Below are 16,525 nucleotides of genomic sequence, written 5' to 3'. Positions count from 1 at the left end.
GTTCACTCCTTGGGAGGATTCGGTTCCGGTTGCAGCAGCGCTATTTCCAGCGCGTCCAGCCGCTCAGTCCAGAAATGCTCGTAGGTTTGCAGCCATTGCATGGCCTGCGCCATAGGCTCGGGTTCAAGCCGGCAGATATGGTTTCTTCCCTGCACGGTACGCTGCACCAGCCCAGCAAGCTCCAGTGCTTTGATATGCTTGGAAGCGCCGGCAAACGACATCTGCAACGGCGCGGCCAGTTCGCCAATGCTGTGCTCGCCACCGGCCAACGACCGCAATATTGCGCGGCGTGTCGGATCGGAGAGCGCATGGAAAATGGCGTCCAGCTGTGAGGAAGATAATTTAACCATATGGTTGAATATAGAACAGGCGGGCTAATATTCAACCAGTTTGTTGAATATTTTTTCTGGCTCCGACAAACAGGCCGGAGCCAGGGGATCAGGCGTGAGTTTGCGCCAATATGGCATTGAGCAACACGTTGGCACCGGCGGTCGACCACGCCGGGGAGATGTTTTCCAGTTCGTTGTGGCTGATGCCGTCCACGCAGGGGATAAATATCATCGCCGTAGGGGCTACCCGGTTCAGGTAACAGGCGTCATGACCGGCACCGGAAACCATATCCCGGTGCGAATAACCCAGGGTCTTGGCGGCCTGCCGCACGCTGTCGATACAAGCTGGATCAAAACGTATCGGCTGATATTGGAATATACGCTCGGCATGGGCATTTAGCCCATCGACGCCCACTTCGGCCACCGCAGCCAGCAAACGTTGTTCCATCTGCGCCAATACGGCCTCTTGCGGGTGGCGGAACTCGACGCTGAAAAACACCTTGCCCGGCACTACGTTGCGGGAGTTGGGTGTGATTTGCGCCATACCTACCGTGGCACGGGCATCCGGCATAAAGTCGTTACCGATATCATTGACCGCCTTGACCATGGCGGCGAAGCCGAGCAGGGCGTCGCGCCGTCTATCCATCGGCGTCGTACCCGCATGGGCGCTGAACCCGGTGATCTCCAGTTCATACCAGCGCTGCCCCTGTGCGGCGGTCACCACGCCAATCTCAATGTTTTCCGCTTCGAGGATCGGCCCTTGCTCAATGTGCAGCTCAAAGGCGGCGTGAATCGGCGTGTTGCCCACCGGATGCTCGCCGGCGTAGCCGATTTGCTGCAAGGCTTCGCCGATGCTGGTGCCCTGTACATCCTGGCGCGACAGGCCGTATTCCAGCTCGAACACGCCGGCAAATACCCCAGAAGAGATCATTGCCGGCGCAAAGCGTGCGCCTTCTTCATTCGTCCAGTTAATGACTTCCACCGCACGTTCGGTTGCGATTTGTCGATCGTTCAGGGTGCGGATCACCTCCAGCCCGGCCAGCACGCCGTAAATGCCGTCGAAACGGCCGCCGTTGGGCTGAGAATCAACGTGGGAACCGGTGACCACCGGGGCCAGATCCGGGCGAGTGCCTTCACGGCGCAGGAACATATTGCCCATGCGGTCGATGCGTACGCTGCAACCGGCCTCCAGGGCCCACTCGCGCAACTGGTTGCGCGCCATGCGGTCTTCTTCGCTCAGGGCCAACCGGGTCACGCCGTCTTTCGGGATAGCCCCGAATTGCGCCATGTCGAGCAGGCTTTGCCACAGACGTTCTCCGTTTACTCGATGCGTCACTTTTTTTCTCCCTGTGCTTTGGCGGCATAGCGAAAATCGCAGCAGGGCGCGCCGGACATGATGGTCTGGGTGCGCTGCAGTTCGACCTCGGGCGCGTAGCCGACGATAAACTGGCTGTCGCGTGCGCAGGACAGCAGATGGCCGATCTCACCCAGCCCCATCTGATGGTACATCTCGGCATAGCGACAGCGGGTGACGTCATAGTCAAAATGCTGCTCGTCCTGGTAGATCACCTTCACCTGCAGCGCATCGTCTTTTTCCCACAGGTACTGCAAGGCGGCGAAACTTTGCAAATCCGCGCCATTCGGCTCCTGCGCGGCGAAGTTTTTGCCGGCTTCAATGGCGGCATTTTCGATGGCTTCGCCAATCACCGCCTGTGCGCGCTCTTTGCCGATTTCGCGCACCAGGATCTGGTAGATCGGTTTGATGATTTCCGCTTCTATGCGGCGCCGTGCCAGAATACCCAACTCGTTTTTTGCATCGCTCATCACCTTGCTCCTCATTGCTTGCGGATTTTTATTGTTTTTTTGCGCCGCCCAATACGGTCTGCGGCTGCCATTTGCCGTCAACCACCCGGTACAGGGTGAAGCTCGGCTGTTGCAGGTTGCCCTGCGAATCGAATGCAATGGTGCCGGTGACGCCTTGATAATGAATGGCTCGCAGCTTCGGCAGATAATCGGCCGGATCGGCGGATCCCGCCTGCTGGATGGCGGCAATCAGTACCCGGGTGGCGTCGTAGGCGAACGGCGCATGCAGTTCGATATGGGTTTTATAGCGGTCGCGATAGGCCTGCTCAAAGGATTTGCCGCCGGGCATTTGCTCCAGCGGTAAGCCAGGCTCCAGGGCTACAACGCCTTCGCCTTCTTTCTGTGCCAGCGTCAGGAAGGTCTGGCTAACGAAGCCACCGGCCCCCATCAGCGGGGTGTTCATGCCCAACTGTTTGATACGGCGCGCCAGCGGCGCTGCCTGTGAGTCTACGCCGCCGAAGAAGATCAAATCGGCGTTCTTGCTGCGCACGGTGGTCAGCACCGCGCTGAAGTCGACGGTCTTGTCGTCGACATATTCACGCGCCACCGGCTGGATACCCTGAGCCGCCAACGACTTGATGAATTCATCCGCCAGTCCTTGCCCGAACGCGGTGCGGTCGTCAATCACCGCAATGCGCTTGGCTTTTAGCTGTGTGACGGCATAGATCCCGGCGTAATTACCGCCATCGTCGTCATGGCCCATGACGCGGAAGCTGGTATCAAACCCTTGTTGAGTATAGCCATGGCCGGTGGCGACCGGCGCAACCTGGGCAATACCGGCGTCGTGGTAAATACGCGCCGCAGGAATGCTGGTGCCGGTGTTCCAATGGCCGACCACACCGACCACGCCTTCGTCGACCAGATGTTGTGCCACGGCGACGGCGGTGCGCGGATCGGATTGATCGTCTTCGGACAACAATTTAAAGGTGACCGCTTTACCGTTTAGCGTGGGTTTCTGGGCGTTGGCATCGGCGATCGCCAACTGAGCGCCGTTTTCCAAATCTTTGCCAATACGGGCGGAAGGGCCGGTTAAAGGACCGGCCAGGCCGATCAGAATGGTTTCATCGGCCAGCGCCGACGAGGCGGCACCCAGGCTGACCAGAATTGCGGCGGCCAACGCCAACGGCTTGAAGCGAGTTATGTTGTGCATGTAAAACTCCCGGTGTGGTTAAAAGTAAAAACGTTTATTCGCCCAAATAGGCTTGTTTGATTTTTTCATCGTCCAGCAGGTCGGCAGAGCGGCCGCTATGGTTCAGATTGCCGCTGTCCAGCACATAAGCGCGATCGGTCGACGCCAGCGCCAGCCTGGCGTTTTGTTCAACCAACAGTAGCGTGACACCGTCACGCGACAGGCGTTTGATAACCTCAAAAATGGCCTCAACCACGATAGGCGCCAAGCCCATAGAAGGCTCATCCAGTATGAGCAGGCGCGGGCGGCTCAGCAGCGCACGACCGATCGCCACCATCTGCTGCTCACCCCCGGAAAGTAATCCGGCCTGTTGGCGCAGCCGTTCGCGCAAGCGAGGGAAAAGCGCGCAAACCAGCTCCAAATCCTGTCGAACCGCCGGTTTGTCAGAGCGTGAATAAGCGCCAAGCTGCAGATTCTCCAATACCGTCATGCGAGCGAAAATCCCGCGGCCTTCAGGCACCATCACCAGCCCCTGCTGCAGCAAGCGATGCGGGGGTACGCCACGAATGGAAAGGCCGTCGAACAGGATTTCTCCTTCAAACGGCTGCAGGCCGGTCAGAGCGCGCAGGCTGGAGGTCTTGCCCGCGCCGTTGGCGCCGATTAACGTCACCTGTTCGCCGCTGTTCACCGTAAAATCGATGCCTTTCACCGCATGAATCCCGCCGTAAGACACTTTTAAATTTTTAACGCTGAGTAAGGGCTCAGACATGGGCAGCGCCTCCCAGATAAGCGCGGATCACCGCAGGCTCACGCCTTACCTGTGCCGGTTCGCCTTCGGCGATGACTTTGCCGTAGTCGAGCACCGTCATGCGGTCGCACAGCCCCATCACCAGCTTGACGTCATGCTCGATCAGCAACAGCGTTTTGCCACTGTCTCGAATGCGTAGCAGCAGATCGCGCAGTGCCACTTTTTCGGCCGCGTTCATCCCGGCGGCGGGTTCATCCAACGCCAACAATTTGGGCTCGGTCGCCAATGCCCGGGCGATTTCCAGCCGGCGCTGGTGGCCATAGGAAAGATCGCCGGCGCGATAATGCGCGAACTGACTGATGCCGACGTAGTCGAGCAGCGCGTGGGATTTTTCCCGCGTGGCCTGTTCTTCCTGTCGGGCGCGCCGATGGCGTGAAATCGCTGCCCACAGGCCGTTGCGGGTGCGCAAGTGGCAGCCGACCATCACGTTTTCCAGCACGCTCATCTCATTGAACAGGCGCAGGTTTTGGAAGGTGCGGGCGATACCGGCCTGTGCCACCTTATCGATAGCCTGCGGCTTGTAGCGTTGATCATGCAGGCGGAATTCGCCGCTGTCGGCGCGGTACAGACCGGTGATCAGGTTAAAGCAGGTGGTTTTGCCGGCACCGTTGGGGCCAATCAGGCCGTAAATCTCTCCCTGACGGATGCTGATACTGACATTGTCCACCGCGGTTAATCCGCCAAAGCGTTTACTGACGTGACTGAGCGTGAGAAGCGGCGTCATAAAGTGGCCCCCTGTGGATGACGTGCGGGCCACAGGCCTGCCGGGCGATACAGCATCACCAGAATCAACGCCAGCCCGTAGAACAGCTGACGGATGATCTCCGGATCGATCCACACCTGACCGAACAGGGCCTGTTGCAGCGGCCCCATGGTGCTGCGCAGCAGTTCAGGCAAGGCGGCCAGCAACAAGGCGCCGAGGATCACTCCGGGGATATGGCCCATGCCGCCCAATACCACCATCGCCAGTACCGCGATGGACTCTTGCAGCGTAAAGGACTCCGGTGAGACAAATCCTTGAAATGCTGCGAATAAAGCGCCGGCGATGCCGCCAAAAGTGGCGCCGATGGCGAATGCCAACAGCTTGAAATTACGCGTATTGATGCCCATCGCCCGTGCCGCGTCTTCATCTTCGCGAATGGCGGTCCAGGCCCGACCCACCCGTGAGTGTTGCAGGCGAAGACAGATAAACAGGATCAGCAGCAGCAGGGCGGCGAACAGGTAGTAATAGAGGTACAGTGACGAAAAACGGAAACCGAACCACTGATGCATGCCCGAAAACTTCAGGCCAAACAGTGAAACCGGATCGATGCCGGAGATCCCTTTGGGGCCGTTGGTGATGTTTAGCGGCCGGTCCAGATTGCGCATCAGAATGCGGACGATCTCGCCGAAGCCCAAAGTGACGATCGCCAAATAGTCTCCACGCAGTCGCAGCGTCGGTGCGCCCAGCAGAATGCCGCACAACGCTGCCAATACTGCCGCCAGCGGGATCAGCAGCAGGATAGACAAATGCAGCCCATCGGGGAACCACTGCAACAGGATTGGAAACTGCTCGGTCAGGTGGGGTGACGACAGCAGAGCGGTCAGGTAGGCGCCTACCGCGTAAAAAGCGATAAACCCCATGTCCAGCAAGCCGGTTAGGCCAACCACGATGTTCAGCCCTAACGCCAGCATCAGGTAGAGCAAGGCAAAATCAATCACCCGCACCCAGTAGTTACCACCGGCGGCACCGGCTACCCAGGGGGCAAGCAGCAGGCCGAGCATAAACAGCGCCACGCCGAGTTTGGCGCGGCCAGGGGAATCGGTTTGCTGTAGGTGAGTCAAAACAGTCATCTTGTATCCTCAGGCGCGGGTGGCAACGCGTTCGCCCAGCAGGCCGGATGGGCGAAATACCAATACGGCGATCAATATCAGGAAGGCGAAAACGTCCTGATAATTACTGCCGAAGGTGCCCCCGGTCAGTTCGCCGAGATAACCGGTGCCCAGCGACTCGAACAACCCCAGCAACAGGCCGCCGAGCATGGCGCCGCGCAGGTTGCCGATACCGCCCAATACGGCGGCGGTGAAGGCTTTGATGCCCGGCAGGAACCCCATGGAGAAACCGGCATTGCCGTAGTTGCTGGCCATCATGATGCCCGCCACGGCCGCTAAAGCACCGCCGAGGGCGAACGTCAGAACGATGATGCGGTTGGGGTCTATGCCCATCAGGCCGGCAACCTGTGGGTTTTCCGCCGTGGCGCGCATGGCGCGGCCAAAGCGCGAGTGTTCGACCAATAACAGCAGCCCGGCCATCACCAGCAGCGCGATAGCCAGCGTGGCAATACCGGTACCGGTGATCACTGCCGGCGCGTGGTTAGCGCTGCCAGACGTCAGGGCGATGGGATCCATGGGCAACAGTTGCGGGAACATTAAGGGATTGCGTGACCAGATCAGCATCGCCAGCGTTTGCAGCAGCAGAGAAACGCCAATCCCGCTGATCAGCGGTGCCAGGCGCGGGGCATTGCGCAGACGGCGATAGGCCAGACGCTCAATACTCATCGATACCAGCGAGCAGACCGCCATGGCGATCAGCGCCGCCAGCAACAGCGTGACGTAAGGTGATAGCGTCGGGAAATGATGTTGTAACACACCGATGGCGGACAACGCGCTCAGCGCGCCGACCATCAGCACATCGCCGTGGGCAAAATTGATGATGCGCAGAATGCCGTACACCATGGTGTAACCTAGGGCAATCAATGCATAAATGCTGCCAAGCATCAGTCCGTTGACGGTCTGCTGTACCAGCGTATCCATAGGAAGGAGTCCCGAAAAATAATGATTCAGGAAGCTCACAGTAGAGAATTAAAAAAAATTGTAAAATACGGAAAAATAATTTCTTATACAGAAAATGTGTGTTTTTAATTGTTTGATTTATTTGTATATTAATTTTTAATCAGCGGCGATTTTTCAGCAAAATAGTCAACATATGAAAAAAACAGAACAATGCAATGCGTCGTTACCCAATGATCCACCGCTGCGCGCCGTGCGGGCATTTGAGGCTATCGCGCGTTTGGGGAGCATCAGCGCCGCGGCGCTTGAGCTGGAAATATCGCCTTCGGCGGTGAGCCATCAGCTCAAAACGCTGGAGGCCTTTCTGCAAATGCCGCTGACCGAACGCCAGGGGCGCCGGTTAATATTGCGCAGCGAAGGACGGGACTATTACCGTTCTATCCGCTCGGCATTTAACGTATTGCGTCAGGCAACCGAGCAGGTGCGCGAGCAGTCGGCTTCCCGGCAGGTCACCATCAGCCTGATCCCGTTGTTCGGCATGGGCTGGTTCATTCCGCGACTGCGCGGCTTTCTGCGCGAAAATCCCGAGATAGATATCAACGTGGTGTATGCCAATCATCGCAATTACCTCAGCGATGCCGCAGATATCTCTATCCGCTTTGGTGCGGGGCAATGGAGCGGCTATCGCAGTGAAAAACTGATGTCCGGCAAAATGGTGCCGGTATGCAGCCGCAGCTTTATCAAGCTGCACGGGCTGTTGGACACGCCGGAGCAACTTGCACCTTTGCCGTTGCTGCACGACGAAGAGCGCGCTACCTGGATGCAGTGGTTTCAGTCAGCCGGTGTCAAACGACCGCTGCGCAGTACCGGCCCGATGTTTGAAGACGGTCTGCTAACGTTGGCGGCGGTGCAGGCGGGCCTGGGCTGTGCGCTGATGCGTGAACCCCTGATCGAACCCTATCTCAACAGCGGTGAGCTGGTTAAGTTGTTCGATCTGGCGATTGACGATGGGCGCGATTACTACCTGTGCGTGCGGCAAGACAATGAACTGTCACCAGAAGGGTTGAACTTGCAGCGCTGGCTGCTGAAAGAGGCGGGGAACTGAAGGTTTTCACCCAATATCGGCACGCGCTAACCGCCTGAATTGACTATCCTGAATAAATCGTAATGGCTTATTCAGGAAACTTCGATGAGCACAGGGAATGAACAGGAACAGACGCCGAAAATAAGCATGCCGCTGTTGGCCGGCGGCGCACTGGGGGTAGTGTTTGGTGATATCGGCACCAGCCCGTTATACACCCTGAAAACCGTGCTCTATCTCTCGGGGGATGCGCCGTCCGCGCCGGTGATCCTGGGCCTGCTGTCGCTGATTTTCTGGACGCTGGTGATCGTCACCTCGCTGAAATACGCCATGTTTGCCATGCGCATCGATAACCGCGGTGAAGGCGGCATTATGGCGTTGATGTCGTTACTGGTCAGCAAGAAAAAGGCCCGGCCGATGGTGCTGTTTGCCGGCCTGTTCGGTGCGGCGCTGATCTACGGCGACGGGGCCATTACCCCGGCGATTTCGGTGCTGTCGGCGTTGGAAGGGCTGAACATCGTACTGCCCGAGTCGAAACCCTATATTTTGCCTGCGGCGGTGCTGATCCTGGTGAGCTTGTTTGCCATTCAGCCGTTAGGGACCGCGCGTATCGGTAAAGTCTTTGGGCCTATCATGGCGCTGTGGTTTTTCTCTATCGCGGTGCTGGGTATTTGGGGCATCGTTCAGCATCCGGCGGTGCTGATGGCATTGAATCCGCTGTACGGCATCCACTTTCTGTTTTCCAACGGGCTGACCAGCTTTTTAGTGCTGGGTGGGGTGTTTCTCTGCGTCACCGGCGCGGAAGCGCTGTATGCCGACATGGGGCACTTTGGCAAAAAGCCGATTTGGCTGGCCTGGTTTGGTATCGTCTTCCCCAGCCTGCTGCTGAACTACGCCGGTCAGGCCGCGTTGATCCTCTCCGGCGCCGACGTCACCCAAAACATCTTTTTCCGCCTGTGCCCGCCGATGCTGCAGATCCCTCTGGTGATCCTGGCGACCTTGGCCACCATTATCGCCAGTCAGGCGATCATCAGCGGCGCCTTTTCCATGACCCGTCAGGCAATCCAACTGGGTTGGTTGCCGCGTTTGCGGGTGAAACAAACCACTGAGGAGAGCTACGGGCAAATCTATATCGGTGCCATCAACTGGTTGCTGATGGCGGTGACGGTTTTTCTGACGGTGTTTTTCAAGTCTTCCGACAATCTGGCCGCGGCTTACGGCATTGCGGTTTCTCTCACCATGATCATGACCACCGGGCTTTTGTTTGTGGCCATGCGCGAAGTATGGCGTTGGGGAACGCTCGCCAGCCTGTTGGTTGCCGGCGGCTTTTTTATCGTCGATCTCAGCTTCCTGTTGGCTAACCTCAGCAAAGTCATGCAGGGCGGTTATGTCCCGTTGCTGATGGCCACGCTGGTCTATGGCGTGATGTTAATCTGGCATCGCGGGGTGCTGGCGGCTTCTCGCACGCTGGGGGAAAAGAACCTGCCGCTGGCGGATTTTCTGGCGCATCTTGAAGAACGTAACATCCCAAGGGTGCCAGGCACGGCCATTTTTCTGACCCGAACGTTAAATGGTACACCGCCGGTGATGAGATGGCAGGTTAAACGCAACGGTTCGCTGCACGCCAATGTGCTGGCGCTGCACATCATGATTGTTAACGAACCGCGGGTGGCAAACGCCGAACGTTTGGTGATGAGGCAACAGTCGCCGGGTTTCTGGTGCGCGGTAGCCAGCTATGGCTTTATGGAACGACCCAATATTCCGCGTTTATTACAGCATGCGGAGGCGCAGAAAACCGGGCTAAACTTTGACGATGCTACCTATTACCTGGGCCATGAAAGCGTGGTGCGCCGTGAAGCCCGTGACCGATTACCGGCCTGGCAGCGCAACATTTTTGCGCTGATGGTGCGTAACGGCATGCACGTGACGGATTATTATTATTTGCCCAGCGATCAGGTGGTGGAGATCAGCCGTCGGGTGCCGGTTTGATCCGTCTGGCTATAGGTTAAAAGCAAAGGTTATTTAGCCGTCGAAGCGCGAGGGAGTAAATTGCCGTGGCAGCGAAGGGCGCTGCTTGCTGATGAAGGGCTTATGTCATTATTCGATCTTACCGCGCTGGCCGCCGATTTGCCGCAGGCATGGCGCTCCAGCGTACTTGGGCAGGTAGGCGCGGCCAATATCAAAGTGTTGCGGATGGATCAGCGTGAGATTGCCGAAGAGGTCCACGATTACCATGAAGGATTGCTGGTGATCGCCGGGCAACTGCGGCTTGAAGTGCAGGGTGAGGAAATCACGGTTAACGCCGGGCAACTGTATCAGGCCGCCGCTGGCGTGCCGCATCGGGTGCTGGCGGGCAGCCAGGGCACCCTGGTGATTTTTGATTTACCGGAGTGATCAATCCAACGTGGCGAGCGCAATTTTGACCGCCGCTTCCAATCTTGCCCGGCTAACGCCATCGCGCGCCTGAATCGACAACCCGTGCAGGAAGGCGGCAAAATAGTCGCCAAGAGCATCGGCATCGGTATCGGGCGGCAGTTCACCGCAGGCGACGGCGGCGTGCAGGCGATCAATAATGCCTTGGGTGCGAAGCAGACGATGTTCCGCCAGCCAGGCTTTGATCCCGCTGTTTTCGTCGCTGACGCTGGCGGCAGAGGAAACCACCATACACCCCTGCGGCAGGTCTGCGCGGCTGTAGAGCGCCACTGCATCGTCCAGCATGCGTTTTATCGCCAGGCGCACGCTGCTTTCTTCACTGAATGCGCGATCGGCAAATCCGCCTTCATGGCTTTCGTAACTTTCGATGGCTTCACGAAACAGCAACTCTTTCGAGCCGAACGCCTTGTAGATACGGGCGGAAGCGATGCCCAGTTCGGTCACCAAATCCGACATCGAGGTGCCTTCGTACCCCTGACGCCAAAATAAATCTCGTGCTTTCAGTAACGCCTGCTCACGGTCGAATTCGCGCGGTCTGCCTGCCATTAATCAATTCCTGGTTGCCTGTCCCTCAGCGAAACAGGATCGCTTAAATCTATTGTAATACCAACGAGTTTTTAAAATTCGCTTGCTGAGAGATTCATTTAAGCCTATTGTTTGTCAATCGACAAACAATAGGAGTTTACGATGAAAACCCTGAAAGGTCCAAGCCTGCATCTCGCCCAATTCAGTGACGACGCAGCCCCATTCAACAGCTTGCCGGCTATCGCTCAATGGGCGGCAGAAACCGGTTTTAAAGCCCTGCAGATCCCCGCCTGGGACAGCCGACTGTTTGATCTGGCCACCGCGGCGGAAAGCCAGACTTATTGCGACGAACTGATCGGCATGCTGGCGGAGCAGGGACTGGTAGTCAGCGAACTGACCACCCACATTTTCGGTCAGCTGATGGCGGTGCATCCGGCTTATGACGCATTGTGCGACAGCTTTGCGCCACCGGCATTGCATGGCAACCCGCAGGCGCGCAGCGAGTGGGCGCACCAGCAACTGCTGCTGGCGGCCAAAGCCTCAGCGCGACTGGGCCTGACCGAAATGGGCACCTTTTCCGGTTCGCTGGCCTGGCCTTATCTATTCCCGTTCCCGCAGCGCCCGGCGGGGCTTATCGAAACCGCGTTCGATGAGTTGGCCAAACGCTGGCTGCCGGTGCTCAACGCCTGCGATGAACAGGGGGTGAACCTGTGTTATGAAATCCACCCCAGTGAAGACCTGCACGACGGCGTGACCTTTGAAATGTTCCATCAGCGTGTTGGCGGACATCCGCGCTGCCAAATACTGTTCGATCCGAGCCACTTCGTGCTGCAACAGCTGAACTATCTGGATTACATCGATATTTATAAGGATTTCATTCGCATGTTCCACGTCAAGGATGCCGAATTCAATCCGACCGGGCAGCAGGGCATTTACGGCGGTTATCAGTCATGGACCGAGCGCGCCGGACGTTTCCGCTCATTGGGTGACGGCCAGGTGGATTTCAAGGGCATCTTCTCCCGGCTGACGCAGCATGGTTACGAGGGTTGGGCCACGCTGGAGTGGGAGTGCTGCCTGAAGCATCCACAGGATGGGGCCCGCGAAGGTGCCGCCTTTATTCGTGAACACATCATCAACGTGACCGACAAGGTGTTTGATGACTTCGCCGGTGCGCCGGTTGATCAACAGCAAATCAATACCTTGCTCGGCCTGCGCTGAGCCCCGCAATTCCACGACGGAGAACATCAATGACACTGCAAAATAACGGGTCCATGACCAATGGACCTGAGCCGGAACACGTCTATGCGCGGGTAAAGGGTAACCGCATCCACTGCGTCACGCTGGGCGAAGGGCAGCCGGTATTGCTTATCCCCGGCTGGCCGCAGACCTGGTTTACCTGGCGTCATGTCATGCAAGCGCTGGCGGCGGCCGGTTTTAAAGCGATAGCGGTAGACCCGCCGGGCATCGGCGATTCGGACAAGCCGATCGGGGGATATGACACCGGCAGCGTTGCCGCGACGCTGCACCAGACCATGCTGCAACTGGGGCATGAACGTTACCAACTGATCGGCCATGACATCGGCATGTGGGTTGGCTATGCAATGGCGAGCGACTTTCCGCAGGCGGTGACGGGGCTGGTGCTGACGGAAGCGGTTATTCCCGGTCTGGCACCGGCGCCACCGATTTTTGTCCCGGCAGATCAAAATATTTTCCTGTGGCACTTCATGTTCAACCAACTGGCGGATCTGCCGGAGACGTTGACGCTGGGCCGTGAGAGGGAGTATCTCAGCTATATCTTTAACCGCTGGTCCTATCGCCGGGATCGGGTGGCGGCAGAAACCTATATTGCTGCCTATTCAGCACCGGGAAGTCTGCGGGCCGGTTTTGACTACTACCGCGCCATTCCGGAAACCATCCGCCAAAACCAGCGGCGGGCAGAAACTCGGCTAACCATGCCGGTGATGACCATTGGTGCAGAACATGCTACTGGCGAGGCGCCATTCGTCACGCTGCGTGACAACGCGGTGGATCTGCGAGGAGAAACCGTGGTCGGCTGTGGCCATTTCATCACCGAAGAGTGTCACGAGGAATTTATCGCGTTGGTGATCCCCTTCCTGTCAGGGAGCCAGAACCATGCCGCTTGATCCTCAGATTGCTCGTTTTCTGGCGGAGGCTGCGCAGGCACCAGCGCCTGCATCGCTCAGTGAGATGCGGGATGTCGCCCAGGCCGGCTTGTTGGCGCTGCAGGGGGAAGCCGAAGCCAGTGGTGGCGTCCGTGATGGTTGGGTGACCGCTGACGACGGGCGGGCTATCGCCATTCGTGCCTATACGCCGGGAGGAGCGACGCCGGGTGAGCCTTTGCCTGCGATGCTGTATGCCCACGGCGGCGGCTGGTGTCTGGGATCGCTGGCGCTGTATGACCGGCCTTGTCAGGCACTGGCCAATGCCACCGGGCGAGTGATCCTGTCGGTTGATTACCGGTTGGCGCCTGAGTATCCCTATCCACGGCCGCTTGAGGACGTGTATCAGGCCCTGTGCGGCGTGGTGGAAAGGGCCGATGAGTGGGGCGTTGACGTTGCCCGCATGGCGGTAGGCGGCGACAGCGCAGGCGGCAACCTGGCCGCGGCGGTGGCGTTATTGGCCCGAGACCGCAAGGGGCCGCAGATTGAGCATCAGCTGTTGCTGTATCCGGCATTGAGTCGTGCTATGGATACCGCAAGCTATAAGGAGTACGCGCAAGGGTATTATTTGACGCGGGAAGTGATGGCGTTTTGCTGGAACACCTATCTGGGCGAAGCGGACAAGCCGCAGGATCCTTACGCAGAGCCACTGCATGCCCCAATGTTACAGCGGTTACCCCCGGCGACCATTCTCAGCTGCGAATACGATCCGTTGCGTGATGAAGCCGAGCTTTATGCCAAGCGGTTACAGGAGGCGGGCGTAGCGGTGCGTTGCGAGCGGCTGCCGGGCATGGTGCATGCCTGCATTCACATGCTGGGCTTGACCCCGGCGGCGCGGGTGTTGTTCGACAAGGTTGGCTGATAAAAAATGCCCCGTATGAATGATACGGGGCATATGTACCGGCCTGAGTGGCTTAACGGCCGGCGACGGTGACGAAGCGGGTTTCCAGATAGGATTCGATCGCTTCGCTGCCGCCTTCGGTACCGTGGCCGGAGTCTTTCACCCCGCCAAACGGCGTTTCTGGCAGGCCAAAACCGATATGGTTAATGCTGAGCATGCCGCTTTCCACATCGCGTCCCAGCGCCGTCACCGTGGCGATGCTGCGGCTGTAGGCGTAAGCCGCCAGACCGTATGGCAGGCGGTTAGCCTCGGCAATGGCTTCCTCATAAGTGGTGAACGGACGCAGCAGGGCTACCGGACCAAAAGGTTCTTCAGACATCGCGCGCGCACTCAACGGCACGTCACGTAATACCGTCGGTTCGAAGAAATTGCCGACGCCCGCCACCCGGTGACCGCCGGTCGTGGCTTTAGCACCCTGGGCAATCGCATCCTTCACAAAGGCATCAATGGCTTCTACGCTGCGTTGCAGAACCATCGGGCCCATGGTGACGCCTTCCTCCAGACCATTGCCCAGCTTGATATCACGCACCGCGGCGGTGAATTTTTCAACGAAGGCTTCATAAACGCCTTGCTGGATCAGGAAACGGGTCGGGGCGATGCAGACCTGGCCGGCGTTGCGGAATTTGGCCAACGCCAGCTCTTTGGCGGCAGCGTCGAGATCGGCATCGTCAAAAATCAACACCGGCGCGTGGCCACCCAGTTCCATGGTGGCTTTCTTCATGTGCTGGCCGGCCAGTGCCGCCAAATGTTTACCCACGCGGGTGGAGCCGGTGAACGAGATTTTGCGAATGGTTGGATGCGGGATCAGGTACTCGGAGATCTCCGCCGGAGTCCCGTATACCAGCGCGATAACGCCCGCTGGCACGCCTGCGTCGGCAAAGGCTCTGATCAGCTCCGCCGGTGAGGCCGGAGTTTCTTCCGGGCCTTTGACGATGATCGAACAGCCTGCTGCCAGCGCGGCGGACAGTTTGCGTACGATCTGATTAATCGGGAAGTTCCACGGGGTAAAGGCGGCAACCGGCCCAACCGGCAGCTTGAGGGTTTGCTGCTGCACATCGCGACTGCGGGACGGAATAATCTGGCCGTAGGTGCGGCTGGCTTCGCCGGCAAACCAGTCGATCACATCCGCCGAATTGAGAATTTCAACCTTGGCCTGCGCCACTGGTTTGCCTTGTTCCTGACTCATGATGGCGGCGATCTTCTCGGCACGCTCACGCAACAATGCTGCGGCCTTGCGCATCAGGTTTGCACGCTGATAGGCGGAGGTGTCGCGCCAGACTTTAAAACCGCGTTCGGTTGCGTCCAGTGCCAGATCAAGATCGGCTGCGGCGGCATGCGCCACGCTGCCAATCACCTCATCGGTCGCGGGGTTGGTGACCGGCGTGGTTTTGCCGGCGACTGCGTTACGCCATTGTCCGTCGATATAGAGTTGAGTATCTGGATACATTGTTGCCTCTTACTTTCAAGGGGTTAAAAACGGGTTTCCCGTTCTGCGGCGGGATAATCAAGACGCCGGTGCCGGCTTGCTGACGCCGGGCGCTGAGTAAAATACCCTACGCTGAATGAGTACCAGCGTCCAGAGAACCGCGTTACGCACTACTCAAAACCTGCCGCGTTGACTATCATATCGGCACCAGCGAAATTGAAGCAGGGTGGCAAGGTGCAGGGTGTTCCACAACAGTTTCCCTTTGAAAAAGACAGCGCGCAGTTTCGGCATTTGCCGCAGGTGCCGGGCGTTGAGCTTTATCACGCCCATATAGAGCGCTATGTTTTTGAGCCGCACACGCACAATGCCTTCGCCATTGGCACCGTCGATTTTGGCGCTGAACGTTTCCGCTACCGTGGCGCGCAACATTTGGCGGCGCCGGGTTCGTTGGTATTGATGAACCCGGACGAGTTGCACACCGGCGAGGCGGAAACCGCCGGCGGCTGGAATTATCGGATGCTGTATCTGGAGCCGGACACGCTGGAATTGCTGTCGGGTGAGCAGGGGTTCTGGTTTACCGAAGCGGTACGCGAGGATCCATTGGCGGCGCAGCGATTGTCCGCCACGCTGGCCGCGCTGTGGCAAGCCAAAGATCCCTTGACCATCGACGACTTGCTGATGCAGGTCATTGGCATTTTCCGCCCACACATTCAGGCGGCACGTCCGTTGAAGGCAGAGGCGGCACACCGTTTTGATATCGTCAAAAGCTACCTGCACGATAACTTTGCTTCGGTCATTACCCTCGATCAGTTAGCGGCGCTGGTTTCGCTCAGCCCATATCATTTTCTGCGTAAATTCAAAGCCCAATATCACGTATCCCCCCAACAGATGCTGATGGCGATCCGTCTGTCACAGGCCAAACTGATGCTGGGGCGCGGTATGCCCGCGGCCCAGGTGGCGGCAGCGGCGGGGTTGACCGATCAGGCGCATTTGACGCGCGCCTTTGCCAATCGTTACGGTGTCACGCCCGTGCGCTACCAGAAACAGGTCTCCAACCGCTAAAACAGCAACCTGCTACAAT

Annotated in this window: 17 protein-coding genes; 7 read left to right on the top strand and 10 right to left on the bottom strand. The window is 58.3% G+C overall.

Going from position 1 to position 16,525, the window contains the following annotated elements; translation table 11 throughout:
• Positions 1-2 precede the first annotated feature (2 nt).
• The 8 genes from H0S68_RS12590 to H0S68_RS12555 all read right to left on the bottom strand — a co-directional run bounded on the left by H0S68_RS12590 (position 3) and on the right by H0S68_RS12555 (position 6,922).
• A complete protein-coding gene (locus tag H0S68_RS12590; RefSeq protein ID WP_020827025.1) occupies positions 3-350 on the bottom strand; it encodes an ArsR/SmtB family transcription factor in 348 nt (115 codons plus the stop codon).
• An 88-nt stretch (positions 351-438) separates the two neighbouring features.
• Positions 439-1,665 (bottom strand): Zn-dependent hydrolase, encoded by a 1,227-nt coding sequence (locus tag H0S68_RS12585; RefSeq protein WP_259218657.1) that lies wholly within the window; start codon positions 1,663-1,665, stop codon positions 439-441.
• Positions 1,662-2,153: an L-2-amino-thiazoline-4-carboxylic acid hydrolase gene (locus H0S68_RS12580; protein ID WP_020827023.1), complete on the bottom strand. Its 492-nt coding sequence runs from the start codon at positions 2,151-2,153 to the stop codon at positions 1,662-1,664. Before H0S68_RS12580 ends, H0S68_RS12585 begins: the two co-directional genes overlap by 4 nt.
• Positions 2,154-2,181: 28 nt before the next feature.
• Positions 2,182-3,342, bottom strand: a complete 1,161-nt coding sequence (locus H0S68_RS12575; protein WP_410528743.1) for a branched-chain amino acid ABC transporter substrate-binding protein — start codon at positions 3,340-3,342, stop codon at positions 2,182-2,184.
• Between the two features lie 34 nt (positions 3,343-3,376).
• Positions 3,377-4,090, bottom strand: coding sequence for an ABC transporter ATP-binding protein (locus tag H0S68_RS12570; protein WP_128865217.1), 714 nt, complete (start codon positions 4,088-4,090; stop codon positions 3,377-3,379).
• The gene (locus tag H0S68_RS12565; protein WP_020827020.1) at positions 4,083-4,853 is read right to left on the bottom strand and encodes an ABC transporter ATP-binding protein; all 771 of its coding nucleotides are present in this window, start codon (positions 4,851-4,853) and stop codon (positions 4,083-4,085) included. The genes H0S68_RS12570 and H0S68_RS12565 overlap by 8 nt, the downstream gene beginning before the upstream one ends.
• Positions 4,850-5,962 carry an ABC transporter permease subunit gene (locus H0S68_RS12560; protein WP_142815152.1) on the bottom strand — a complete coding sequence of 371 codons (1,113 nt, stop codon included), beginning with the start codon at positions 5,960-5,962 and terminating at the stop codon, positions 4,850-4,852. The genes H0S68_RS12565 and H0S68_RS12560 overlap by 4 nt, the downstream gene beginning before the upstream one ends.
• Positions 5,963-5,971: 9 nt before the next feature.
• Positions 5,972-6,922, bottom strand: coding sequence for a branched-chain amino acid ABC transporter permease (locus H0S68_RS12555; protein ID WP_046373461.1), 951 nt, complete (start codon positions 6,920-6,922; stop codon positions 5,972-5,974).
• A gap of 172 nt (positions 6,923-7,094) precedes the next feature.
• Between H0S68_RS12555 and H0S68_RS12550 the strand changes: the two genes are divergently transcribed.
• From H0S68_RS12550 to H0S68_RS12540, 3 genes are all read left to right on the top strand, one after another.
• Entirely contained in the window at positions 7,095-8,003 is a 909-nt protein-coding gene (locus H0S68_RS12550) for a LysR substrate-binding domain-containing protein (RefSeq protein WP_129982799.1), read from the top strand.
• Between the two features lie 84 nt (positions 8,004-8,087).
• On the top strand, positions 8,088-9,968 hold the full coding sequence (locus tag H0S68_RS12545) for a potassium transporter Kup (protein WP_115058755.1): 1,881 nt from the start codon (positions 8,088-8,090) through the stop codon (positions 9,966-9,968).
• A gap of 102 nt (positions 9,969-10,070) precedes the next feature.
• On the top strand, positions 10,071-10,373 hold the full coding sequence (locus H0S68_RS12540) for a cupin domain-containing protein (protein WP_048758784.1): 303 nt from the start codon (positions 10,071-10,073) through the stop codon (positions 10,371-10,373).
• On the opposite strand, the gene H0S68_RS12535 is transcribed toward H0S68_RS12540, so the two are convergent.
• Positions 10,374-10,958, bottom strand: a complete 585-nt coding sequence (locus H0S68_RS12535) for a TetR/AcrR family transcriptional regulator (protein ID WP_046373465.1) — start codon at positions 10,956-10,958, stop codon at positions 10,374-10,376.
• A gap of 141 nt (positions 10,959-11,099) precedes the next feature.
• Between H0S68_RS12535 and H0S68_RS12530 the strand changes: the two genes are divergently transcribed.
• Genes H0S68_RS12530 through H0S68_RS12520 form a run of 3 tightly spaced genes read left to right on the top strand, consistent with a single transcriptional unit; the run spans position 11,100 to position 13,979 of the window.
• On the top strand, positions 11,100-12,155 hold the full coding sequence (locus tag H0S68_RS12530) for a sugar phosphate isomerase/epimerase family protein (RefSeq protein ID WP_410528742.1): 1,056 nt from the start codon (positions 11,100-11,102) through the stop codon (positions 12,153-12,155).
• A 29-nt stretch (positions 12,156-12,184) separates the two neighbouring features.
• A complete protein-coding gene (locus tag H0S68_RS12525; RefSeq protein WP_410528741.1) occupies positions 12,185-13,081 on the top strand; it encodes an alpha/beta fold hydrolase in 897 nt (298 codons plus the stop codon).
• Positions 13,071-13,979, top strand: coding sequence for an alpha/beta hydrolase (locus tag H0S68_RS12520; RefSeq protein ID WP_410528740.1), 909 nt, complete (start codon positions 13,071-13,073; stop codon positions 13,977-13,979). The genes H0S68_RS12525 and H0S68_RS12520 overlap by 11 nt, the downstream gene beginning before the upstream one ends.
• 52 nt (positions 13,980-14,031) lie before the next feature.
• Here the strand turns inward: H0S68_RS12520 and H0S68_RS12515 are convergent, their stop codons facing one another.
• Complete coding sequence (locus H0S68_RS12515) at positions 14,032-15,465, bottom strand: NAD-dependent succinate-semialdehyde dehydrogenase (protein WP_048758792.1); 1,434 nt, start codon at positions 15,463-15,465, stop codon at positions 14,032-14,034.
• Positions 15,466-15,678: 213 nt separating this feature from the next.
• Here H0S68_RS12515 and H0S68_RS12510 point away from each other — a divergent pair, with 213 nt between their 5' ends.
• The gene (locus H0S68_RS12510) at positions 15,679-16,506 is read left to right on the top strand and encodes an AraC family transcriptional regulator (protein WP_410528739.1); all 828 of its coding nucleotides are present in this window, start codon (positions 15,679-15,681) and stop codon (positions 16,504-16,506) included.
• Positions 16,507-16,525 lie beyond the last annotated feature (19 nt).

The organism is Serratia sp. AXJ-M (assembly GCF_046531865.1).
Lineage (GTDB): Bacteria > Pseudomonadota > Gammaproteobacteria > Enterobacterales > Enterobacteriaceae > Serratia > Serratia liquefaciens.
The sequence above is the reverse complement of the archived record's forward strand: the minus strand, read 5'-3'. Positions and strand labels throughout refer to the sequence as shown.

Coding starts and splice junctions, on each gene's coding strand:
- H0S68_RS12590 (WP_020827025.1), bottom strand. CDS start 350: ATGGTTAAATTATCTTCCTCACAGCTGGACGCCATTTTCCATGCGCTC.
- H0S68_RS12580 (WP_020827023.1), bottom strand. CDS start 2,153: ATGAGCGATGCAAAAAACGAGTTGGGTATTCTGGCACGGCGCCGCATA.
- H0S68_RS12575 (WP_410528743.1), bottom strand. CDS start 3,342: ATGCACAACATAACTCGCTTCAAGCCGTTGGCGTTGGCCGCCGCAATT.
- H0S68_RS12570 (WP_128865217.1), bottom strand. CDS start 4,090: ATGTCTGAGCCCTTACTCAGCGTTAAAAATTTAAAAGTGTCTTACGGC.
- H0S68_RS12565 (WP_020827020.1), bottom strand. CDS start 4,853: ATGACGCCGCTTCTCACGCTCAGTCACGTCAGTAAACGCTTTGGCGGA.
- H0S68_RS12560 (WP_142815152.1), bottom strand. CDS start 5,962: ATGACTGTTTTGACTCACCTACAGCAAACCGATTCCCCTGGCCGCGCC.
- H0S68_RS12555 (WP_046373461.1), bottom strand. CDS start 6,922: ATGGATACGCTGGTACAGCAGACCGTCAACGGACTGATGCTTGGCAGC.
- H0S68_RS12550 (WP_129982799.1), top strand. CDS start 7,095: ATGAAAAAAACAGAACAATGCAATGCGTCGTTACCCAATGATCCACCG.
- H0S68_RS12545 (WP_115058755.1), top strand. CDS start 8,088: ATGAGCACAGGGAATGAACAGGAACAGACGCCGAAAATAAGCATGCCG.
- H0S68_RS12540 (WP_048758784.1), top strand. CDS start 10,071: ATGTCATTATTCGATCTTACCGCGCTGGCCGCCGATTTGCCGCAGGCA.
- H0S68_RS12535 (WP_046373465.1), bottom strand. CDS start 10,958: ATGGCAGGCAGACCGCGCGAATTCGACCGTGAGCAGGCGTTACTGAAA.
- H0S68_RS12530 (WP_410528742.1), top strand. CDS start 11,100: ATGAAAACCCTGAAAGGTCCAAGCCTGCATCTCGCCCAATTCAGTGAC.
- H0S68_RS12525 (WP_410528741.1), top strand. CDS start 12,185: ATGACACTGCAAAATAACGGGTCCATGACCAATGGACCTGAGCCGGAA.
- H0S68_RS12520 (WP_410528740.1), top strand. CDS start 13,071: ATGCCGCTTGATCCTCAGATTGCTCGTTTTCTGGCGGAGGCTGCGCAG.
- H0S68_RS12515 (WP_048758792.1), bottom strand. CDS start 15,465: ATGTATCCAGATACTCAACTCTATATCGACGGACAATGGCGTAACGCA.